Raw genomic sequence first — 18,122 nt, 5'->3', positions numbered from 1 at the left:
TCTGCTCTATCTTAATTCAGGAAAGCCAATTTACTCACTCAATCATTTAAAAATAGGTAATTAACAATGGAAAACAACAACAAACAAGACAATAAACAAGACAATAGCCTGTTTGCCCTAGAACAAGGACTTCTTGGTAAGAATACCTCCGAACAACAATCTCATCAACCTTCGCCTAAGAAACGGAAACGCCCACGACAGGAAGCACGAGCGTTTGATTTTGATGAGGGGATTCAATTACAGTACAATGGTGATGCTTATCCCACTGCTACTCCAGCAGCGAGGTCATTTTCTAAGTCTAATTCCTTCGCTTCAGAGTTAGAGGATGAGAGTTTGCCTTTTGAAGTGGAAGGTTTTGAGGTAGATCGGGATGTTACACCTGTTAGTAAACCAGTTACACCACAACGAAAAACTCCTGTAAAATCTGTAGAGGTACAACCCGTTCAAGCAACGGGGAAAGTTACCTCAAAACAGAAGGTACAGCCAGTTCAGGCGACTAAGGTTGAGCCAAGTCCTCCTCAAGAAGGGTTATCGGATGCACAAGAGTTTGCTGCGGATTTACAGGCGATTCTCAATGGGGAGAAAACCTATGATGCTGAACAAAAACAGGTAGTTTCTACTTCACCACCAGCAAAAACAGAAGCAAAAGTAGCACCTACACCTCATCCTCACGATATTTTTGATAAGGGAGAAACTGCTATTCCGCCTCAGAAGCAAGTAGAGCCGGAACCTGTACCTATGTCCCGTTCCCATGCTGTTTTTGACCAAATGGGTAAGAATATGGCTCATGCTACTGATTTTGACCAGGGAACTGTGGATTTATCATTGGAGCAGAGGTTTGATGAGTTAGATCGTATTTTGGATGAGGAGAGCAAATCTTCATCCAAAATAGCAGAATTATCCAATTCACAAAGATCAGATCAGCATAAACCATACACAAATACTTTTGAATATGAAGAAGAGAACTTAACTCATTCGTTAGCAAAAGCCCAAGAATTTCCTGGTATTTCAACGGCAATGAGTGCCAGAACAGATCTGCAAACTAAGATTAATGATCTTTTAACTAATAAATTGAATTACGAGGATATAGTTTATATTCTTAACTGTTTTTGCATAAAAGAATTGAATGATCGTCTCAAGAACATGAAGATTGAATTAGACTCTGGTGATGAATTGACTGGTGAAGATGTTAAGTTCTTTGTCAAAGGTGGTACGTCACTTGGCCTACTCTTTGATAATAAGGAAATTACAAACAAAGATGCATATCCCAACCGTAGTGATTGGGATACTCAATTGATCATCAACCCCATTCTAGACTTCGAGGTTTGGTATCAGGCACTAGAAAAAATTGAAGAAATAATCAACGAAATTCTGATTCTAGGTAATATGTTGTTTAGTCTATACCCAGGAATGGGTGATCTGATAAAAAAAACATTACCAGACGATATCCAACAGAAAGGGCATAAAATTAGCCATAGTTCTAAGGCAGATCGCAAATCGGCTCATATGTGCGAAATTTTCCATCCTATGCAGCCCTTGGATATTAGTCGTCGCCTCTTTGCTGCTAAAGAGTATGAGAAGTGGATGCGCCCTCAACCAAAAGATTATGAACAGGCACAAGAATTTCGGGCTAAGCCTGATACCTTTGAATCCATCTATCCTGTTGGTACTGTAGATGTCAATGTAGATGAATACAAAAATGTAAACACAGATGAATACAAAAATGTAAACACAGATGAATACAAAAATGTAAACACAGATGAATACAAAAATGTAAACACAGATGAATACAAAAATGTAAACACAGATGAATACAAAAATGTAAACACAGATGAATACAAAAAGAAACCCTCATGGGAAGAAGCCAGTAAGGAACTAATCACGCTAATCACGCCAATCAAGAATATACAACAATCACTACCGGCAAAAAACCCACCAATGCATCTATCTCTATCGACACCAGATGAGATATCACAGAATTTCAAGGACTTGACGAAGCCGAAGAAATCGAAGAAGCAGAATAACCCGCCGCAGAATATTAACAACCAACCTCCACAACCTCCAAAACCTCCAAAACAGCTTGCTAGTATGCAGAAAACCTTAACCATTGCTGAGTTCTATTTATATCGCTTGGTAGTTCGTTATAAATATGTAAAACCAGTACCGGCACAACAAGCACTACCGGCACAACCACCAGTAAACCAACAAAAAGACCCCCCAGAAGGTTCTGGGACTCTCCGTGGAGAACTTATCGATATTTCTATACCTCGTCGAGACTCTTATGAATGTCTGCATCATTGGGAAAAGTTTCACGCTCTGGAGAAGGATAGTGCTTGGGAGATCGAGGAAGTAACCGACACATTATCTGGGCAAAAACTCCCCATCTTGAAATTTGGATACCACCTTGAGGAACAGATTTTAATGATTCGTGAAATCCTTGCAGGTAAGGCAAATACACCGCATAAAATTGCAAAACGCCTTAAGCGTGGTTACTATCTCGCATTAATTGGTTCCCAGAAGGATGATCAGAATAACGGTCAGAATAACTCAGATAATAAGAAAAATGTGCTTATGACTCTACTGAAAAAGCTAAACGAAAATTTTACAGAAAGCTATATAAATAAACAGAAAAATGCTGCTGTTGAAACAAAGATTAACGACTGCTATAAGAAGATTTCACAGAGGGTGCAGAATAATACTATTCGTGATAAGGAATTTGCCAAGAAATTAACAAGACTTAAGTGGGATGAACTCAAGAAAACCAAGTTAACCGAAGCTATGCTTAAAGATATTTTCGCTCAAAAGGATAATCCAACAAAGAATAATTATCCTAAACCCTGGCCAGGAACCGATGATAAGGTAAGCGAGGGTATGATAGATTTCTGGAATATCATTGCCCATTATTCAGTGTTGGCAGAAGATTTAGAAACAAAAATCAAGGCAAATCCCATGGAACTTGATCAAGGAGGAAAAGATCGAAAAGAAATCAAAGATTTCTATAATCTTTTCTTGCCAGCCTTCGATGATGATGGGGTTGGATTTAAATTCTATCCTCATTTAACTGGTAGAGCAGCCTCTTATTATCATCTAATGGATTTGAAAGAAGTCTTCAAAGACAATATTACCAATACATTGATCGTAGATTCAATTGATTGGAAGATTGTTGTACCGAAAGGAGCAGATATATCAAAGTTGAAAGACTATTTGCCTTCTCAATATGATGAGAAAATGTTTGTTGAGGTTGACAATATAAGGGATCCAGAGTATCAAATTGAATATAGTTTTGGTATCCCAGTCCTCAATCTGAAGCAACATATTAAAGACGTTCAGGCTCAAGCACACAGTGCTGAGTTCCTGCATAGTCAACGACTGAAGCAGGAATTGGCGATGTTACAAAGTGCTTTGACTATTCGCGAATACACACCTCGTGTTCATAAAGATATGCCACCTCCAATGCTCAGAAAGTTATCTACAAAGCGAATAGATCCACAAAATGAATAAACCGATATAAAACGTCATAATAAGTGACATTTTAATTTTTACTTCCTGCTGTACGGCTGACACCTGCAGCATACATACAACCGTCTCGCTCAGACAGAAGCTGTTTTTTCTCGCTGGGAGCGCGCGGGAGTTCTGATTAGAGACTGACCAGAAAGATCCACTCAATGTCTGCCCGAAAGTAATTACTTGTTATTCTCAATTTTTAATTCTCAATTTTTAATTCTCAATTCTCAATTATCAATTTAGAGACTGACCAGAAAGATTCACTCAATGTCTGCCCGAAAGTAATTACTTGTTATTCTCAATTTTTAATTCTCAATTTTTAATTCTCAATTGATGACACGCCCTAGCTCACAGCCATACCACTGAGTTTTATATTCAAGCTGTCGTCTAAATTCATAGAATCACTATCTGCTAATGGATTTAGCTAACTTGTGGTTAGCTTTTCATGTCGCGCAGCGAAACATCCCGCTCACATTTGACATACTCCCGACGCTGCCCTACGGGAGAGCGCGGGTCTTCTGCCAACATTTAGATAAAAATATTAGTATTGTAAAGTTTTATTAATTTTATATAAATCGGCTTTTATTCACATCCAGATAAGATCGTGCCCGCTCAATCAGATTCAGTGTTTCACTGTCTATTCTAATTTTCAAAGTATCTTCCTTTGGAGCATTCATAACTATATGTTGTCCAGTTTACTCATATAGAATTCTGTTGAAAAGTCGTCATTGCGACGATAGGAAGCAATCTCTTAAACCTCTGAGATTGCTTCCTTCCACTCCGTTCCAGTCGCAATGACGCAAGCTATAGTAATTATCTAGATTCTATATCAGTTGAACTTTTCTTATTGTACCCACAAATGTAGCACTTTCAAATAAGTCTAGCTAATAAAATTCTGATTATTACTTCCAATTCCTCTGTAACACGGTAAAGATTAATTCCTTCACAGATAGATTTGGCTTGACGATCTAAAACACCAAATTGCCAAATATTACCCGTAGTCACCGCCCCTAAAATTTCAGTCTGTGGAGAATCAATCCATTGATCGAGGGCAATCATTTCCGTAGCTAATTGAGTAAATCCTCTATTAATATCCGCTTGTTTAGCTTCAATCACAATTAAATTCGTTGTAGAACGTAACAAGTAATCTAATTTACCTTGCAATCGGTTGTCAACTTGAATGGAATATTCTATTCTTAACTTAGCGTGGGAATAATGAATTAAATCTGAGATAATTGGTGCAATGAGCATTTCCCTACGGGTAGCCTCATTTTCCAAATCTACATAAGGTAATATTTCTTCAATGCGCTCCTTTAAATCAGTGATTCGGTCTAATTCATCAGGATATTGTGGTAAAGTAAGGAATTTTCGCTCAAAAGAGTAACCAAATTCAGCAACCAAATCATCTACCGTAAATCCTAACTCAAAATAATTACTAAAAGTATAAGAACGATTAGAATCAAGTAATGGCTGACGAGTCATCATTTTTTTCCATTCAATAATCTTTAAAATATTCTATCTTGTTAAATCCCATTACCCATTACTCATTCCTCATTACTTCTTACTCATTCCTCCTAACTCCATGATACACAACCCAACCCATACCAACACTCTCCTGGAACAAAACCAACCTCTTTCCCAATCCCTCCTCTGGAAACTCCAGCGCAACTTCTTCCATCAACAGGGTATCCAAGCTTGGAACACAGGTACAGTCCCCCACTACATCACCAGCAACCCCTTCATTGCCAACGCTTATGCTAAAGTTGCCTTTGGTTTCCTCCGAGATTGGCACAATACCCTAAACCTCAACCAACCCGTCTATATCCTAGAACTAGGTGCAGGTTCAGGTCGTTTGGCCTACCATTTCCTCAAAAAATTCCTCAGTTTCTTTACCCATTCCACCCTTAACCACATTCCGGTTACCTACATTCTCAGCGACTTCACCGAACAAAACCTCAACTACTGGCATTCCCACCCTTTCCTCCAACCCTTCATTCAACAAGGTATCCTTGATATTGCCCGTTTTGATGCCCAACAAGACCAAAGCTTGCAACTCTATTATTCTAGAGAAACCCTTTCCCCCACAACTCTGAAAAACCCCCTGATTATCCTCGCTAACTATTTCTTTGACTGTCTTCCCCAAGACATTTTTACCCTAAGCAATAACCAACTCTATGCAACCTTAATTAACCTTACTTCCTACTCAAAACCTAATTATAACAACCCCAACCTTATCAAAAATCTCCATGTAACTTACCACGACAAACCCATCACCCCGAATTATTACCAAGACGCCAATTTTAACCAAATCCTACAATATTACCAACAGCACCTCACTAACACCACTGTCCTTTTTCCCAAAATTGCCCTCCACTGCATCCGCAACCTCCGTAACCTCAGTAGAGGAAAAATGCTATTCCTGTCTGGTGACAAAGGTTATAGTCAAGAATCAGACCTCTACAACCGTAGTAAACCAAACATGACCTTTCATGGTAACTGCTTCTCCATGATGGTTAATTATCATGCCATCGGGCAATATTTCCTCAATCAAGGAGGTTACGCATTACACACCACCCATCATCACTCCAGTCTTAACATCAGCGCCTTTCTTTTTGGTCATCCCCCCACCAACTATATTGAAACCCGCCAAGCTTATCAAGAATACATAGAGAAATTAAGTCCCGATGACTTCTTCAGTCTCAAAAAAGCCATTGAGAAAAATTACGAAAACTTGACTTTACAACAACTTATTGCATATATGCGCCTTAGCGGTTGGGATGCCAATATATTTTTAGGCTGTTACTCCGTCTTAATGTCTCGCGTTGCATCAGCCTCTGAAGTATTAAAACAGGAACTATATTCAGTCATTAAAAATGTCTGGGACACCTACTACCCCATTGGCGAAAAACAAAACCTTCCTTATCACCTGGGAATGTTACTAATGAAAATGAAATATTATGCCGAAGCTGCCAATTATTTACAACAATCTATTCAAATTCACGGTCTTGATGCCAATACAATTTATCAAATCGGTATCTGCTACCAGCACTTACAAAATCAAGATGCCGCCGACTATTGTATGGCCAAAGCCTTCGTATTAGATCCAACCGTACGAAAAAAACTGTAGAAAATTGCAGTTGTTAAATTCTTGATATTGGATTAACCAATATTGGCGCTCTCGGCACAGCTCACTATTCCCATCCTACGGAATGCTACGCAAACGGCAGTAAATGCCCCTGGGAATTTCTTTCTAATTATCGCATATACTACCATTAACGTCGGCATTAATTACTTTACCTGTTGCAGTTCTAAACAAACCGCGTTTGACTCGTTTTCCCACATAATTCTCATGGCGCCTGGGCAATTCTAGGTCAAGTGCAGAAGTTTTACTGGTGCAACAATCTTTCTGTTTCCATAACTTTGATACCAGCAAGTTCACATTTATAAGTTATCTGTTGAATTAGCTTACAGTGAGGTATTTGGGTAAAGTTTTGATTGTTTTTTTTACCTATGTTTGCACCTTGTTTCCAGTTATCATTTTTTCCAATTACTACAGTACCAATATTAGTAGAAATACAACCAGAAACTTTACCTGAAAATGAAAATTCAGTAGGTATAAATTTAGGTATTATATAGAATCCGGTTATATAGTATATGTTCATTATTCAATCTCCCCATCTCCCCATCTCCCCCAACAATACAATTACAGCAGTTTTCTAGTTTATGAGGTACAAAGTTTTATTGCTCTAGGGAACAGGGAACAGGGAATATGAGAATAGCTCTATCTTCATTTTTAGTATTTGATTTTTTGTCCAATAGTTATTGTTCTGCTGAGAAAGCAAACGCTCAGTTTCTGATTATTGTCGATACTATTGTCCAATAGTTATTGTTCTGCTGAGAAAGCAAACGCTCAGTTTCTGATTATTGTCGATACTATTGTCCAATAGTTATTGTTCTGCTGAGAAAGCGATCGCTCTGTTTCTGATTATTGTCGATACTATTGTCCAATAGTTATTGTTCTACTGAGAAAGCAAACACTCAGTTTCTGATTATTGTCGATACTATTGTCCAATAGTTATTGTTCTGCTGAGAAAGCGATCGCTCTGTTTCTAATTATTGTCGATACTATTGTCCAATAGTTATTGTTCTACTGAGAAAGCAAACGCTCAGTTTCTGATTATTGTCGATACTATTGTCCAATAGTTATTGTTCTACTGAGAAAGCAAACGCTCAGTTTCTGATTATTGTCGATACTATTGTCCAATAGTTATTGTTCTACTGAGAAAGCGATCGCTCAGTTTCTGATTATTGATGTTTGATTTATCTCAGGACTTACGCAAATTCACCTGGAAAACGCCATAGGTAGGGGCAAATGGTATTCGTCCTCACTATATGTAGATTCTCTGCATAAGTCCTGCCTCTAATCAAACAGTCTAAATTCTTCAAACACAACAGAAAAACCATCCCCATCAGGAGAAGCACACATTAAACCCACTTGCAACTCATTTGCCGTAGTCAAATAAGCTAGTCTCAACAAACTATAACTATCTCCATCCAGAGAATATTCTACTTCCACTGTTTCCCCACTCCGCTTTAACCGCAACCAAATACTTTCCGGGTTTTCTGGCAACGGCACCACTGACCAGTCAGAATATTCTCTAGTCACTACAGCACTTGCCTGTTGCACGTCATTGACAAATTCAATGCCACATTTTATCCAAGTCTTTTCATCCAAACGTACCATCAAACCTGCTTGGTCGTATAGTGCTTGATATTGACCAGTAATTTTTACTTCGGCGGTAAAGTCACCTGCAATATTCTGATAATAAAAATGACCGTTATCGCGAATAAAACCATAGTGAGTCACTCGCCAAAAATCTGTCTTTGCACCAGTGGTAACTTTAATTACTCCATCTTGCTCGCTCCAGACAGGAGGAGTGTTATACCATTGCATTACATTTGTTGGTGTTGGTGAATTTATTGGTGTTGGTGAAGAAATACTAAGTACACCACCATTGATAATATCTGGATATGAAATTTGCCACCCTGACACTGGTTGACTATTGAGTAAATATGGTTCGGAACGATCGCCTTTTTGAATAACAAAATCTTTGCCATTATCCAAATGTATAGTCGCTTGAGAAAAATGTAGATATCCCAAATCAAACATTGGCGTACCTGGAGTTACCTGATACAAACCCAAAGCACTGAGAATATACCAAGCTGACATTTGTCCGCAGTCTTCATTGCCTATGATGCCATCTGGTGTAGCTTTGTACATTGTAGTGAGTATTTGTTTGACATAAGCACGAGTCAGATCGTTGCGGTCAACAAAATTGAAAAGGTAGGGGATATGATGACTGGGTTCATTGCCATGAGCATATTGCCCAATTAATCCTGTAATATCAGGCAGCTCATTTCCTTTACTACTATCTAGGGAAAATAATTTTTCCAGTTGTGCTAAAAATTCTGACTTCCCACCCATAAGTTGAATTAAGTCGGGAATATTGTGAGGTACAAACCAGGTATATTGCCAGGAGTTACCCTCAATAAAAGGAGACTCCCATGCTGCTGCAAACGGATCGAAATTATCCCAACTACCATCCCTACGTTTGGGACGCATTAATTTTTGACTGGGGTCGAATACTTGACGGTATGCTTGAGAACGTTTTTCATAACTTTCTGCCAGACTAATATTTCCGAAAATTCTGGCAACCTGAGCGATCGCCCAGTCATTATAGGCAAATTCTAAAGTCCGTGACACTGACCAGTTAACATCAACATCTGAAGGTACAAAGCCATAATTCCGATAAACATTTAATTCTGGTTCTTGTCTATTCATGGTGTCGATCATTGCTCCCAATGCCCACCAATTGTCATAATTCCGCAAACCTTTGGTAAAAGCATCGACAATAACACTAATAGCATGACGACCAACCATTGTTTTGACATCTTTTTCTCCTAGTTTCCACTTTGGTAGGGAACCCACTTGGTCGTAATGTATCAACATAGATTTGATATATTCATTAGTTTCTGAGGGTTCCAGCAAAGTCATCAATGGATGGAGAGCGCGAAATGTATCCCATAATGAAAATAGAGTGTAGTTGGTCAAACCTCCGGCGGTATGAATGCCTCCATCTGCTCCCCGAAACCGTTTGTCTATATCCATATATATATGTGGAGCTTTATAGGTATGGTAGAGTGCAGTGTAGAAAATGATTTTATCTGTTTCGTTTTCAGTTTCAATATCAATTTTTGCCAGTTTCTCGCGCCAGAGTTCTTTGCTGGAGTCAACTGTTTCGTAAAATTGCCAGGTGGGAATTTCTTTGGCGAGGTTTCTTTGCGCTCCATTAATATCTACTGCGGAAATACCAATTCGTACTTTGAGATTAGAAATTTGTCCTAATTCCAAATATGATTGAATATATTTGTTATTGGCACTGTTGAGTTGATTGAGATTTTTACCATCGGTGGAGATATATATTTTTTGCAGTGGTTTATCTATTTTGATATAAAAATAAATTCTTTGTTCTGGCGACCAACTTTGACTGATGCGACTGCCAACAATGGTGTATGGGTCTAATACTTTGAGACTAGCAGAAAGAGTGTTTTCATCTCGGCGATGAACTAAGTCTATGAGCAGGTTAACTTTAGCATTTTCGGGAAAAGTGTAGTAGTGAAAACCACTCCGTTGTTTAGCTGTGAGTTCGACTTGTATTCCTGAGTTTAATGTGACTTTGTAGTAAGCAGGAGAAGCTGTTTCCGAGTTTTTGTCGAAGCGTTCCCGATAACCTGAGTCTGGGTTTTCCAGAGTTCCCGGTTCGAGTGTCATAGTACCAATTTTTGGCAAAATTAGAATATCCCCATAGTCTGCAATACCCGTACCGCTTAGGTGAGTGTGAGAAAAACCGAGAATACTGCGATCGCTATCATAATATCCGGAACTGGCATCCCATCCTTCAACTCTGGTATCGGGGCCAAGTACTACAAAGCCATTGGGAACGCTTGCCCCTGGGTGAGTGTGGCCATGACCTCCTGTGCCAATTAGGGGATTGACATATTTGAGGTTGTTTGAAGTTCCTTTGTTTGTATTGGTCATAAGTTGGGGAAGAAAGTAGCAAGAAAGAAGAAAAATAAAGTTATACCGTTTCTTATCTTAATAGTATTGCTACATAGGGTTTGCGTATGGAAAGTCTTTTTGCTGGGGTAGGAGACAGGAGACAGGAGACAGGAGACAGGAGACAGTAGTTAGGGGAATGAGCGAGGAAGTAGGAGTAAGAATTGTTCCTAGATTTTTCTGCCCAACTATGCGCCTAAAATACTAACTTTTTGAGCGTTTTAGACGTGATACCAGGTAATTTTTAAAGGCAAAAAAAAGGCTAAAGTCTTTATATGTCAATGCTTTTATATTTAATCAGCAAGCCCTACATAGTTGAGTCGATGAAACTGAGCAAAAACTCCTATTGCGACATCCGCAATAAAACCATAGGCACTGAAAATTCCCCATGGAACTGAGCAAAAACTCCTATTGCGACATCCGCAATAAAACCATAGGCACTGAAAATTCCCCATGGAACTGAGCAAAAACTCCTATTGCGACATCCGCAATAAAACCATAGGCACTGAAAATTCCCCATGGAACTGAGCAAAAACTCCTATTGCGACATCCGCAATAAAACCATAGGCACTGAAAATTCCCAATAGAACTGAGCAAAAATTCCTATTGCGACATCCGCAATAAAACCATAGGCACTGAAAATTACCCATGAAACTGAGCAAAAATTCCTATTGCGACATCCGCAATAAAACCATAGGCACTGAAAATTTCCACTGGAACTGAGCAAAAACTCCTATTGCGACATCCGCAATAAAACCATAGGCACTGAAAATTCCTATTACGACATCCGCAACAAAACCACAGACACTAAAAATTCCCCATGGAACTAAGCAAAAATTCTTATTGCGACATCCGCAATAAAACCACAGGCACTGAAAATTCCCAATAGAACTGAGCAAAAACTCCTATTGCGACATCCGCAACAGAAGCACAAACACTGAAAATTCCACCTCAAACTCTGTCCTAACCAAAAAAACTACTGCTATATTCCCTGACTACAGGTGGCACACTGTAAAGATTGTCTTGTTTTTCAATTATGGAACGCCTACACAAAGATTGTAATGTATTGAGTAAATCTGATGGTGATATTTCTGTAGTTTCTAACAGTTGCACCAGACTAATAGGTTGACTTTTCATTGCTAAAAGCTCCAATATTTGTTTTTCGGTTTCCGATAGGCGATCGCTCTGCTGTTGTAAAGTATCTTTTAAATCTTCTGGTAATAAGATGGCATCATCGGGCAATAACTCAATCAAATTTTCTCCCAATTCTTGAATCTGAGTTGCCACACTTTTTAACCATAGAGGGTTGCCTTGATAGTGGTGAATTAGTTTTTCCCAGTTATCAATTTCTGCCAAACCATAATCTCTGAGTATTTCTCTGGCGCTGGCAATATCTAAACCAGTCAGTTGCAAAATAGGAATTGGTGTTTTTTTGCTTTTGAGTTGAGGAAGTTTAATGGGTTGTTCCCAACCTATTAATAGGAAGCAACTTTCATGGGATAATTTTTCTATCTGTTTGAAAAAGCATTCATATTCTTCGTATCCTGGTTTGTACTTTCCAGCTAACTCCCCACTGCTAAAAAGGTGATGAATTTCATCCAAGACTACTAAACAACGATACTTTTGCAAATATTTAATTAGGGGTAAAGGTTTTTGTGTGTTTTCCAGTGAGTTTTGTGGTTGAGACTCGGAGAAAAATTGAAGTAAGTCAGCTTGAAATTCTGCAAAAGTGGGGGATGTTTCGAGACTGCGCCAAATTACATAGTCAAAATGATCTTTTATTTGTTGAATGAGTTTTACTGCTAATGTGGTTTTGCCGATACCAATGATACCCGTGAGTGCGATGAGGCGACAATGTTGTTGTAAAATCAAGGTTGCCAGGGTTTTGAGTTCGGTGGTGCGGTTGTAGAAATTGCCTAACTCTGGCATTTCACTTAAATCTTGATGTGGGGTTGCAGGTTGTCTAGGGTGAGATGTTTTTTGGTTAGGTTGGTGTGAGTTTGGTGTATCTGAGGGGTGTCTTGTTTCTCCACAGATGTTGAAACTGTCACTCACTACAACATCTTGTGCAAGGTTTAAAATATTAGAGTTATGAAACCTCTCCATTGCCGAACGAAAATTTGATTTAGTCACTATTTCTCCTAACTCCTCTGAAAATATCTGCCATAATTCTGCACCCACGCCTCTAATGCAACTTTCAGAATAGTTAAAATCTTCAGCTATTTGCCTGTATTTTTTACGTTTTAGAGTTCCTTGCAATACCGCTTTTTGTAAATCGTCTAAGTGCTGGCCTGTTTTCTCAAAGACTATTTTATCGGCCAGTTTTAAGGTTTCTTCTAGACTCATGGGGTTAAGGGATAAGGTTTAATTTGTATTATTGTTTACATTTTTGAACAGTGTAGTACATTTTTAACATTTTTGTACAAAAGTAGATTGAATGAAAACAAAATACGAACAAAATTGAAAGTATTTCAGTTGGCATACCATTACTATATTATACAGGCGATTATGGAAATAGTTTCTAACATTGTCTATTGTTAAGCTGATCAAGTGTATATAAATACAGCGGTTTCCTTTGCTATGAGGTACAGTCCAATCTTCTTAGTTTTTTACTTCTGACTTCTGCCTTAAAATAAGGTGTACCTCATTACATCGGAAAGTGCTGTAAGTATAAATTTAGATAGACTGTCAAAGTTTAGCACCATATATTGCCTACTTAATGTAAGTCCTTTTTTTATTTGAGGTAGTAATTTAATGACGAAAAAAATTATTGAGTATTTGTTTATAGGGTTACTAGATTTAATTGGTTTTATTTGTGGCTATATTTCTCGTATGGGTGCTGCTGCACAACAAAGCATTGATTTCTTGATAGGTATAGGTATAATAATTGGAATTATATATACGATTATTGAACTTCGATCAGAAAATGATAATTCTACCAAGGTAAGAAATATTTTTTCTGCCTATGGTGGATTCCTTGGTTGTGTTTTTGTAGGATCTCAAATATCAAGATGAAAAATATCGAATTTGTTTCTAGGATAATAGTATTTTTAGCGTTAGTCATTGTTGTGACGTTTTACTTTAGAGAATACAGCTTGGATAGATACAATCAAGGAATACTGCTAGATAAAAAAGAATATATTTCAAACTTCGATGAATATAAAAATGAACTATTAAGTTCAACAGAAAATTTCAGCTTACGTTACTCACTTACTAGCAGTTTTATAGCCTTACTAATCATTGTTGGTGGATATGAATTAATTGTTTTTATTGTTAGCCTTTTGATAAAATTAATGGTTAATAATAGAAATAAAATCGACATTGAAAAAAATTTGTAGTCAAGACCTATAAAATTGTAGGTTGGGTTAAGCGGCAGCGCAACCCAACTTATACCTATACTATCTATAATCTATAAAAATTATGTTGGGTTTATCCTACGGATAAGCTCCGCTAACGTTCCTCAACCCAACCTACAAGAGCGATCGCTCCTCTACAAGAAAGAAGTTAGTTATTATACCATTTTTAACTCAGTGTTTGTAGTGCCGAACTACCTATAATATTGGTATCAACTGTGGCTAATGTTAACCCATAGTAAATAGCTGTAGCAACAATAAATCTATCTGCTGGATCTTTATGAGGTAGTACAACCTGACGACTTAAAATAGCAATAGCATGATTCATTTGAGCTTCACGAGTTTCTATAGTCTGTAAAGCTAAGTTAACCCATGTAACAGGATCTGGTTGCACAGATATCTGTCCTTTTTCTGCAAGAACGAGTGCTTCCCAAACACTTATTGGACTCAACCAAAGTTCATTATTAGGATCGGCGATCGCTCTGTGAAGATTGGAGCGATCAACGTGTATCGTCCAGTAAAAACCAAATCCAAACATGGGTATCAAGTAGAATTTTCATTGCAATTTTATTCCAACACTTTCCAAGGTTCGTCAACAGGAGCGACTATATCCCCTAATATTTCACCCGTTCCTTTCATTACGCCACCGGGAGGGCGTTTAGTTTCGGTGGTAGCAGTATATTTAGTTTCAGTGGTAGCAGGATAAACGATCGCTAATGGTTTTCCTTCATGGATAACAGTTAGTGGTGTTTTTGTACGTTCGACTTCTATAAATAGAGTCTGTAAACTTTCGGGTAATTCATCGGTAGTAATTTCTGCCATATAGATTTTATCTGTCTATCAAAAAAATACAATTCTAGTTTAACATATCCGTTACTTTCATAGGCAATGTAGGCGATCGCCTCTTCGTTTAACCGTTATCATCAATTTTTCTAACTGTTGTAAACCCTCTATAAATCCCAATATTTCAACCTCCTAAAATTTCATCAACACTTAAATTAATATCTTCAAAAGCTTGAATAGTTAAATTCTGTCCTCGATCAAATTGCTGTTTATACTGATAACTATTTTCCACAGGTTGCCGATAATTTTCTACTAATTGTTGATTAATATTTATCAACTACACTTCACAAATTCCATTTTCAGCATACAAATATACTTTGACTTCTCGGTCATATCTAATACTTGAGTCTGTTACTTCAACTAATAATAAAATATCTTCTGGTTGTGGATGCTTTTCAGCATAATAATCATTACGCCATCATAGCAAAATTAAATCTGGTTCTGGTTCACTTTCATCATTTAAGTCTATGGGATTCTGAGTATTAATTATTGCTTTTCCCGCTAATAGTTTGTTAAAAATTCCATTTATATAGAATCCGGTTATACAGTATATGTTTATAATTCTATACCACACTTCAATATTAAATCGGACTACCTCCCTATCTCCCTATCTCCCCATCTCCCCATCTGTGCCAACTATATAATAAGTATTCAACCGGATTTGATATTAAACGTCTCACATCGCCAGCATGAAGAATACCAATGGGTGCCATTTCAACAATTTCTCCTGCTATTAATTCTACTCGGTCATCTGCTTTAAGAATACCTACTTCAGCCATTTGATAATATTCTTTAACAGTAAACTTTCGTTTTTGTAATTCTACAGACATAATCGCCTCTGATGATATTTGTTAAAGTCCCGGTAATAAATCAATTTGCTATTATAACAACTATCTGAATTTTTAATCGACAGTTAAATTAATATCATCAAAACTTAGATAGCTTTTGTAGAATGCGTTAATGAAATGTAATATCATGTCCGGATGATTAAGTATAATAAAAATGTTCGACTGAAGCTATCTTTAAGGAATATCCCATTCGGAGATATCTATTTATAGAACCCATTTGATATCTATATAATTATGGTAGCCAAGTCTTTTCGCTCATCAATGAGTGAGGAAAAATCTGAAAAGGAGTGTTGAATTTTTTGTATTATTTCTCCCCACATCTTCCCTCTTCCCTCTTCCCTCTTCCCTCTTCCCTCTTCCCTCTTCCCTCTTCCCTCTTCCCTCTTCCCTCCTGTCTCCAGTATAGCTGTCTCCTAATAATTATGGTAGCCAAGTCTTTTGGCGCATCAATGAGTGAGGAAAAATCTGAAAAGGAGTGTTGAATTTTTTGTATTATTTCTCCCCACATCTTCCCTCTTCCCTCCAGTATAGCTGTCTCCAGTATAGCTGTCTCCTAATAATTATGGTAGCCAAGTCTTTTGGCGCATCAATGAGTGAGGAAAAATCTGAAAAGGAGTGTTGAATTTTTTGTATTATTTCTCCCCACATCTTCCCTCTTCCCTCCAGTATAGCTGTCTCCAGTATAGCTGTCTCCTAGCTAGAAAAATTTAATATTTATGAAGATACGATCAGGGGTTCTATAAGTATTTAACCAGGACATGATATAACTTGAACATTACTATACAGGATTACCTAACTTACCACCACCTTTACAACAATGTTTGCATAATTTCGTCAATATTACGAACGTAAATTTGTTGAGCGTACTCCTGCCCATACTCTTCTGAAGTAAGGGGTAGTCTGGTTAGTGTTGCTTGTTGAACCAATTCCATCAGTGGACGACGCAAACGTTCATACTTACTAAACGCAGCTTCTATAGCAGCTATATCATCCCACTTATTTTGCTTACCAATTTCAGCCACCAATGTTGCCATCACTGCAGCATCTTCCAGTCCTTGGTTAGCACCTTGACCCATAAATGGTGGCATTCCATGGGCAGCATCCCCCGCCAGTACAACCCTCCCTATATTCCACTTTGGCTGCTCTGACCCAGAAACAGTGGCACGGTGAAGATAATATGGACGTGACAGAATCTGCTCTGGGGAGGATAAAGCTACCAACTGCTGAATTATTTCTGGAAAATTGGCTTTTTTCAACTCTTCTAGGGCAATATTAATTAATTCTTTTCCTGACTTTCCTGCTAATAACTCTAAAGGTAAAGCTGTGTGGATTATATATCCAAATTGACCTGGTTGACGGGAAAATAAGATCATTTCGGTGGTTTCGTTTATTATAGAATCTTTGGATATTTGGTCATTCATGATCGTTACTATTCGCGAATTCTGAAGAAACTGCTCCTTGATTTCCTGTGACAGTGCTTCTGGAATCTCAATCACTCCCCCACTACCAATAGCAGCAATACCTGAATATTCTGGTTTTGTATATGCACTATATGGACTGTCTTTGTAGATTACCTGACGCACTGTAGAGTTAATCCCATCTGCTGCAATCAATAGTTTAGCGCGGATTGAGATAATTTCCGATTGTGGTAATGGGGAGGAACTTAGAGTGCTAGTTTGATCGTCTTGCTGTTTATTTTCCCAGTGAGAATAAGGGTTAGCTTCTACCCCCTGATTAGAAATAAAATCAGCTCGAACACATTTCAATTCTGGCTCGGCAACTACATTAACACAACGGTGATTAATTTTGAGGCGATCGCTTGGTAATCGCATTCTCAATTGAGTCTGTAAATTGTACCAAGAAATTGATACTCGACCTTCCCCGTACTTATCAAACCATTCATCATATTTCAGGACAAATGAACGGATTTTTTCCCCGTTGACATTTCGGGTTGTCCATTCTGGCGAAGGCTGATTCTTTTTGGATTCACTTTCCGGGTTAGGTTCTGGTGGGTTGTTGAATGTTTGACCAGTTTCTTTAATATTTTCGTAAGCTTGCCTATCAATATATTTAACTGCTTTTAAGCCATTTGGTAAAAGATCGACTCTCTGACCAACTTTACGGAAAGCTCGAGTTTGGTCGAGGACAATAATATTTTCGACTCCACGTTGACGTAGACCAAGGGCAGTTGCTAATCCCACTGGTCCCGCACCGACGATCGCTACATCATAGTCAATTTTTGGACTGGAGTTTTCTGGTTTCATGGATTGATGTTGATAATGAGTATAAATAGTATACAGAGGAAATTTTAGAAAAACTAAATTCTCTACAGGCAGGAGATAAAATATATTTTTTTTGGAGTTTAGACAAAGTTGATGATATTAATAATCTAAATTTTCTCGTTTCAAATAATTATTTATGGCCGATATTGGATAGAAGGGGAAAAGTTGATATTTT

15 protein-coding genes are annotated in these 18,122 nt (G+C 37.9%); 4 read left to right on the top strand and 11 right to left on the bottom strand.

Going from position 1 to position 18,122, the window contains the following annotated elements; translation table 11 throughout:
• Positions 1-66: 66 nt before the first annotated feature.
• Entirely contained in the window at positions 67-3,501 is a 3,435-nt protein-coding gene (locus F6K23_RS28320) for a hypothetical protein (RefSeq protein WP_293161979.1), read from the top strand.
• Between the two features lie 873 nt (positions 3,502-4,374).
• On the opposite strand, the gene F6K23_RS28315 is transcribed toward F6K23_RS28320, so the two are convergent.
• Entirely contained in the window at positions 4,375-4,989 is a 615-nt protein-coding gene (locus F6K23_RS28315; RefSeq protein ID WP_293161977.1) for a hypothetical protein, read from the bottom strand.
• A 97-nt stretch (positions 4,990-5,086) separates the two neighbouring features.
• Here F6K23_RS28315 and F6K23_RS28310 point away from each other — a divergent pair, with 97 nt between their 5' ends.
• Positions 5,087-6,631, top strand: a complete 1,545-nt coding sequence (locus tag F6K23_RS28310) for a M48 family metallopeptidase (protein ID WP_293161975.1) — start codon at positions 5,087-5,089, stop codon at positions 6,629-6,631.
• A gap of 259 nt (positions 6,632-6,890) precedes the next feature.
• Here F6K23_RS28310 and F6K23_RS28305 read toward each other — a convergent pair whose 3' ends face one another.
• The 3 genes from F6K23_RS28305 to F6K23_RS28295 all read right to left on the bottom strand — a co-directional run bounded on the left by F6K23_RS28305 (position 6,891) and on the right by F6K23_RS28295 (position 12,967).
• Positions 6,891-7,166: an IS200/IS605 family accessory protein TnpB-related protein gene (locus F6K23_RS28305; protein ID WP_293161973.1), complete on the bottom strand. Its 276-nt coding sequence runs from the start codon at positions 7,164-7,166 to the stop codon at positions 6,891-6,893.
• Between the two features lie 758 nt (positions 7,167-7,924).
• Entirely contained in the window at positions 7,925-10,603 is a 2,679-nt protein-coding gene (locus F6K23_RS28300; protein ID WP_293161971.1) for a GH92 family glycosyl hydrolase, read from the bottom strand.
• Between the two features lie 981 nt (positions 10,604-11,584).
• Entirely contained in the window at positions 11,585-12,967 is a 1,383-nt protein-coding gene (locus F6K23_RS28295; RefSeq protein WP_293161969.1) for an NB-ARC domain-containing protein, read from the bottom strand.
• A 408-nt stretch (positions 12,968-13,375) separates the two neighbouring features.
• Here F6K23_RS28295 and F6K23_RS28290 point away from each other — a divergent pair, with 408 nt between their 5' ends.
• A complete protein-coding gene (locus F6K23_RS28290; protein WP_293161967.1) occupies positions 13,376-13,636 on the top strand; it encodes a hypothetical protein in 261 nt (86 codons plus the stop codon).
• The gene (locus tag F6K23_RS28285; RefSeq protein WP_293161965.1) at positions 13,633-13,959 is read left to right on the top strand and encodes a hypothetical protein; all 327 of its coding nucleotides are present in this window, start codon (positions 13,633-13,635) and stop codon (positions 13,957-13,959) included. Before F6K23_RS28290 ends, F6K23_RS28285 begins: the two co-directional genes overlap by 4 nt.
• Positions 13,960-14,143: 184 nt before the next feature.
• Here F6K23_RS28285 and F6K23_RS28280 read toward each other — a convergent pair whose 3' ends face one another.
• From F6K23_RS28280 to F6K23_RS28255, 7 genes are all read right to left on the bottom strand, one after another.
• On the bottom strand, positions 14,144-14,512 hold the full coding sequence (locus F6K23_RS28280) for a type II toxin-antitoxin system VapC family toxin (RefSeq protein ID WP_293161963.1): 369 nt from the start codon (positions 14,510-14,512) through the stop codon (positions 14,144-14,146).
• A gap of 29 nt (positions 14,513-14,541) precedes the next feature.
• A complete protein-coding gene (locus tag F6K23_RS28275) occupies positions 14,542-14,796 on the bottom strand; it encodes a type II toxin-antitoxin system Phd/YefM family antitoxin (protein ID WP_293161961.1) in 255 nt (84 codons plus the stop codon).
• A 145-nt stretch (positions 14,797-14,941) separates the two neighbouring features.
• Entirely contained in the window at positions 14,942-15,094 is a 153-nt protein-coding gene (locus F6K23_RS28270; protein ID WP_293161959.1) for a hypothetical protein, read from the bottom strand.
• On the bottom strand, positions 15,095-15,190 hold the full coding sequence (locus tag F6K23_RS42225; RefSeq protein WP_375340793.1) for a hypothetical protein: 96 nt from the start codon (positions 15,188-15,190) through the stop codon (positions 15,095-15,097).
• Between the two features lie 226 nt (positions 15,191-15,416).
• Entirely contained in the window at positions 15,417-15,647 is a 231-nt protein-coding gene (locus tag F6K23_RS28265; protein WP_367267847.1) for a hypothetical protein, read from the bottom strand.
• A gap of 322 nt (positions 15,648-15,969) precedes the next feature.
• Positions 15,970-16,173, bottom strand: coding sequence for a hypothetical protein (locus tag F6K23_RS28260; protein WP_293161957.1), 204 nt, complete (start codon positions 16,171-16,173; stop codon positions 15,970-15,972).
• Between the two features lie 301 nt (positions 16,174-16,474).
• A complete protein-coding gene (locus F6K23_RS28255) occupies positions 16,475-17,929 on the bottom strand; it encodes an NAD(P)/FAD-dependent oxidoreductase (RefSeq protein ID WP_293161955.1) in 1,455 nt (484 codons plus the stop codon).
• Positions 17,930-18,122 lie beyond the last annotated feature (193 nt).

The organism is Okeania sp. SIO2C9, from assembly GCF_010672455.1.
Classification (GTDB): Bacteria; Cyanobacteriota; Cyanobacteriia; order Cyanobacteriales; family Microcoleaceae; genus Okeania.
This window is presented reverse-complemented; position numbering and strand designations above follow the sequence as displayed.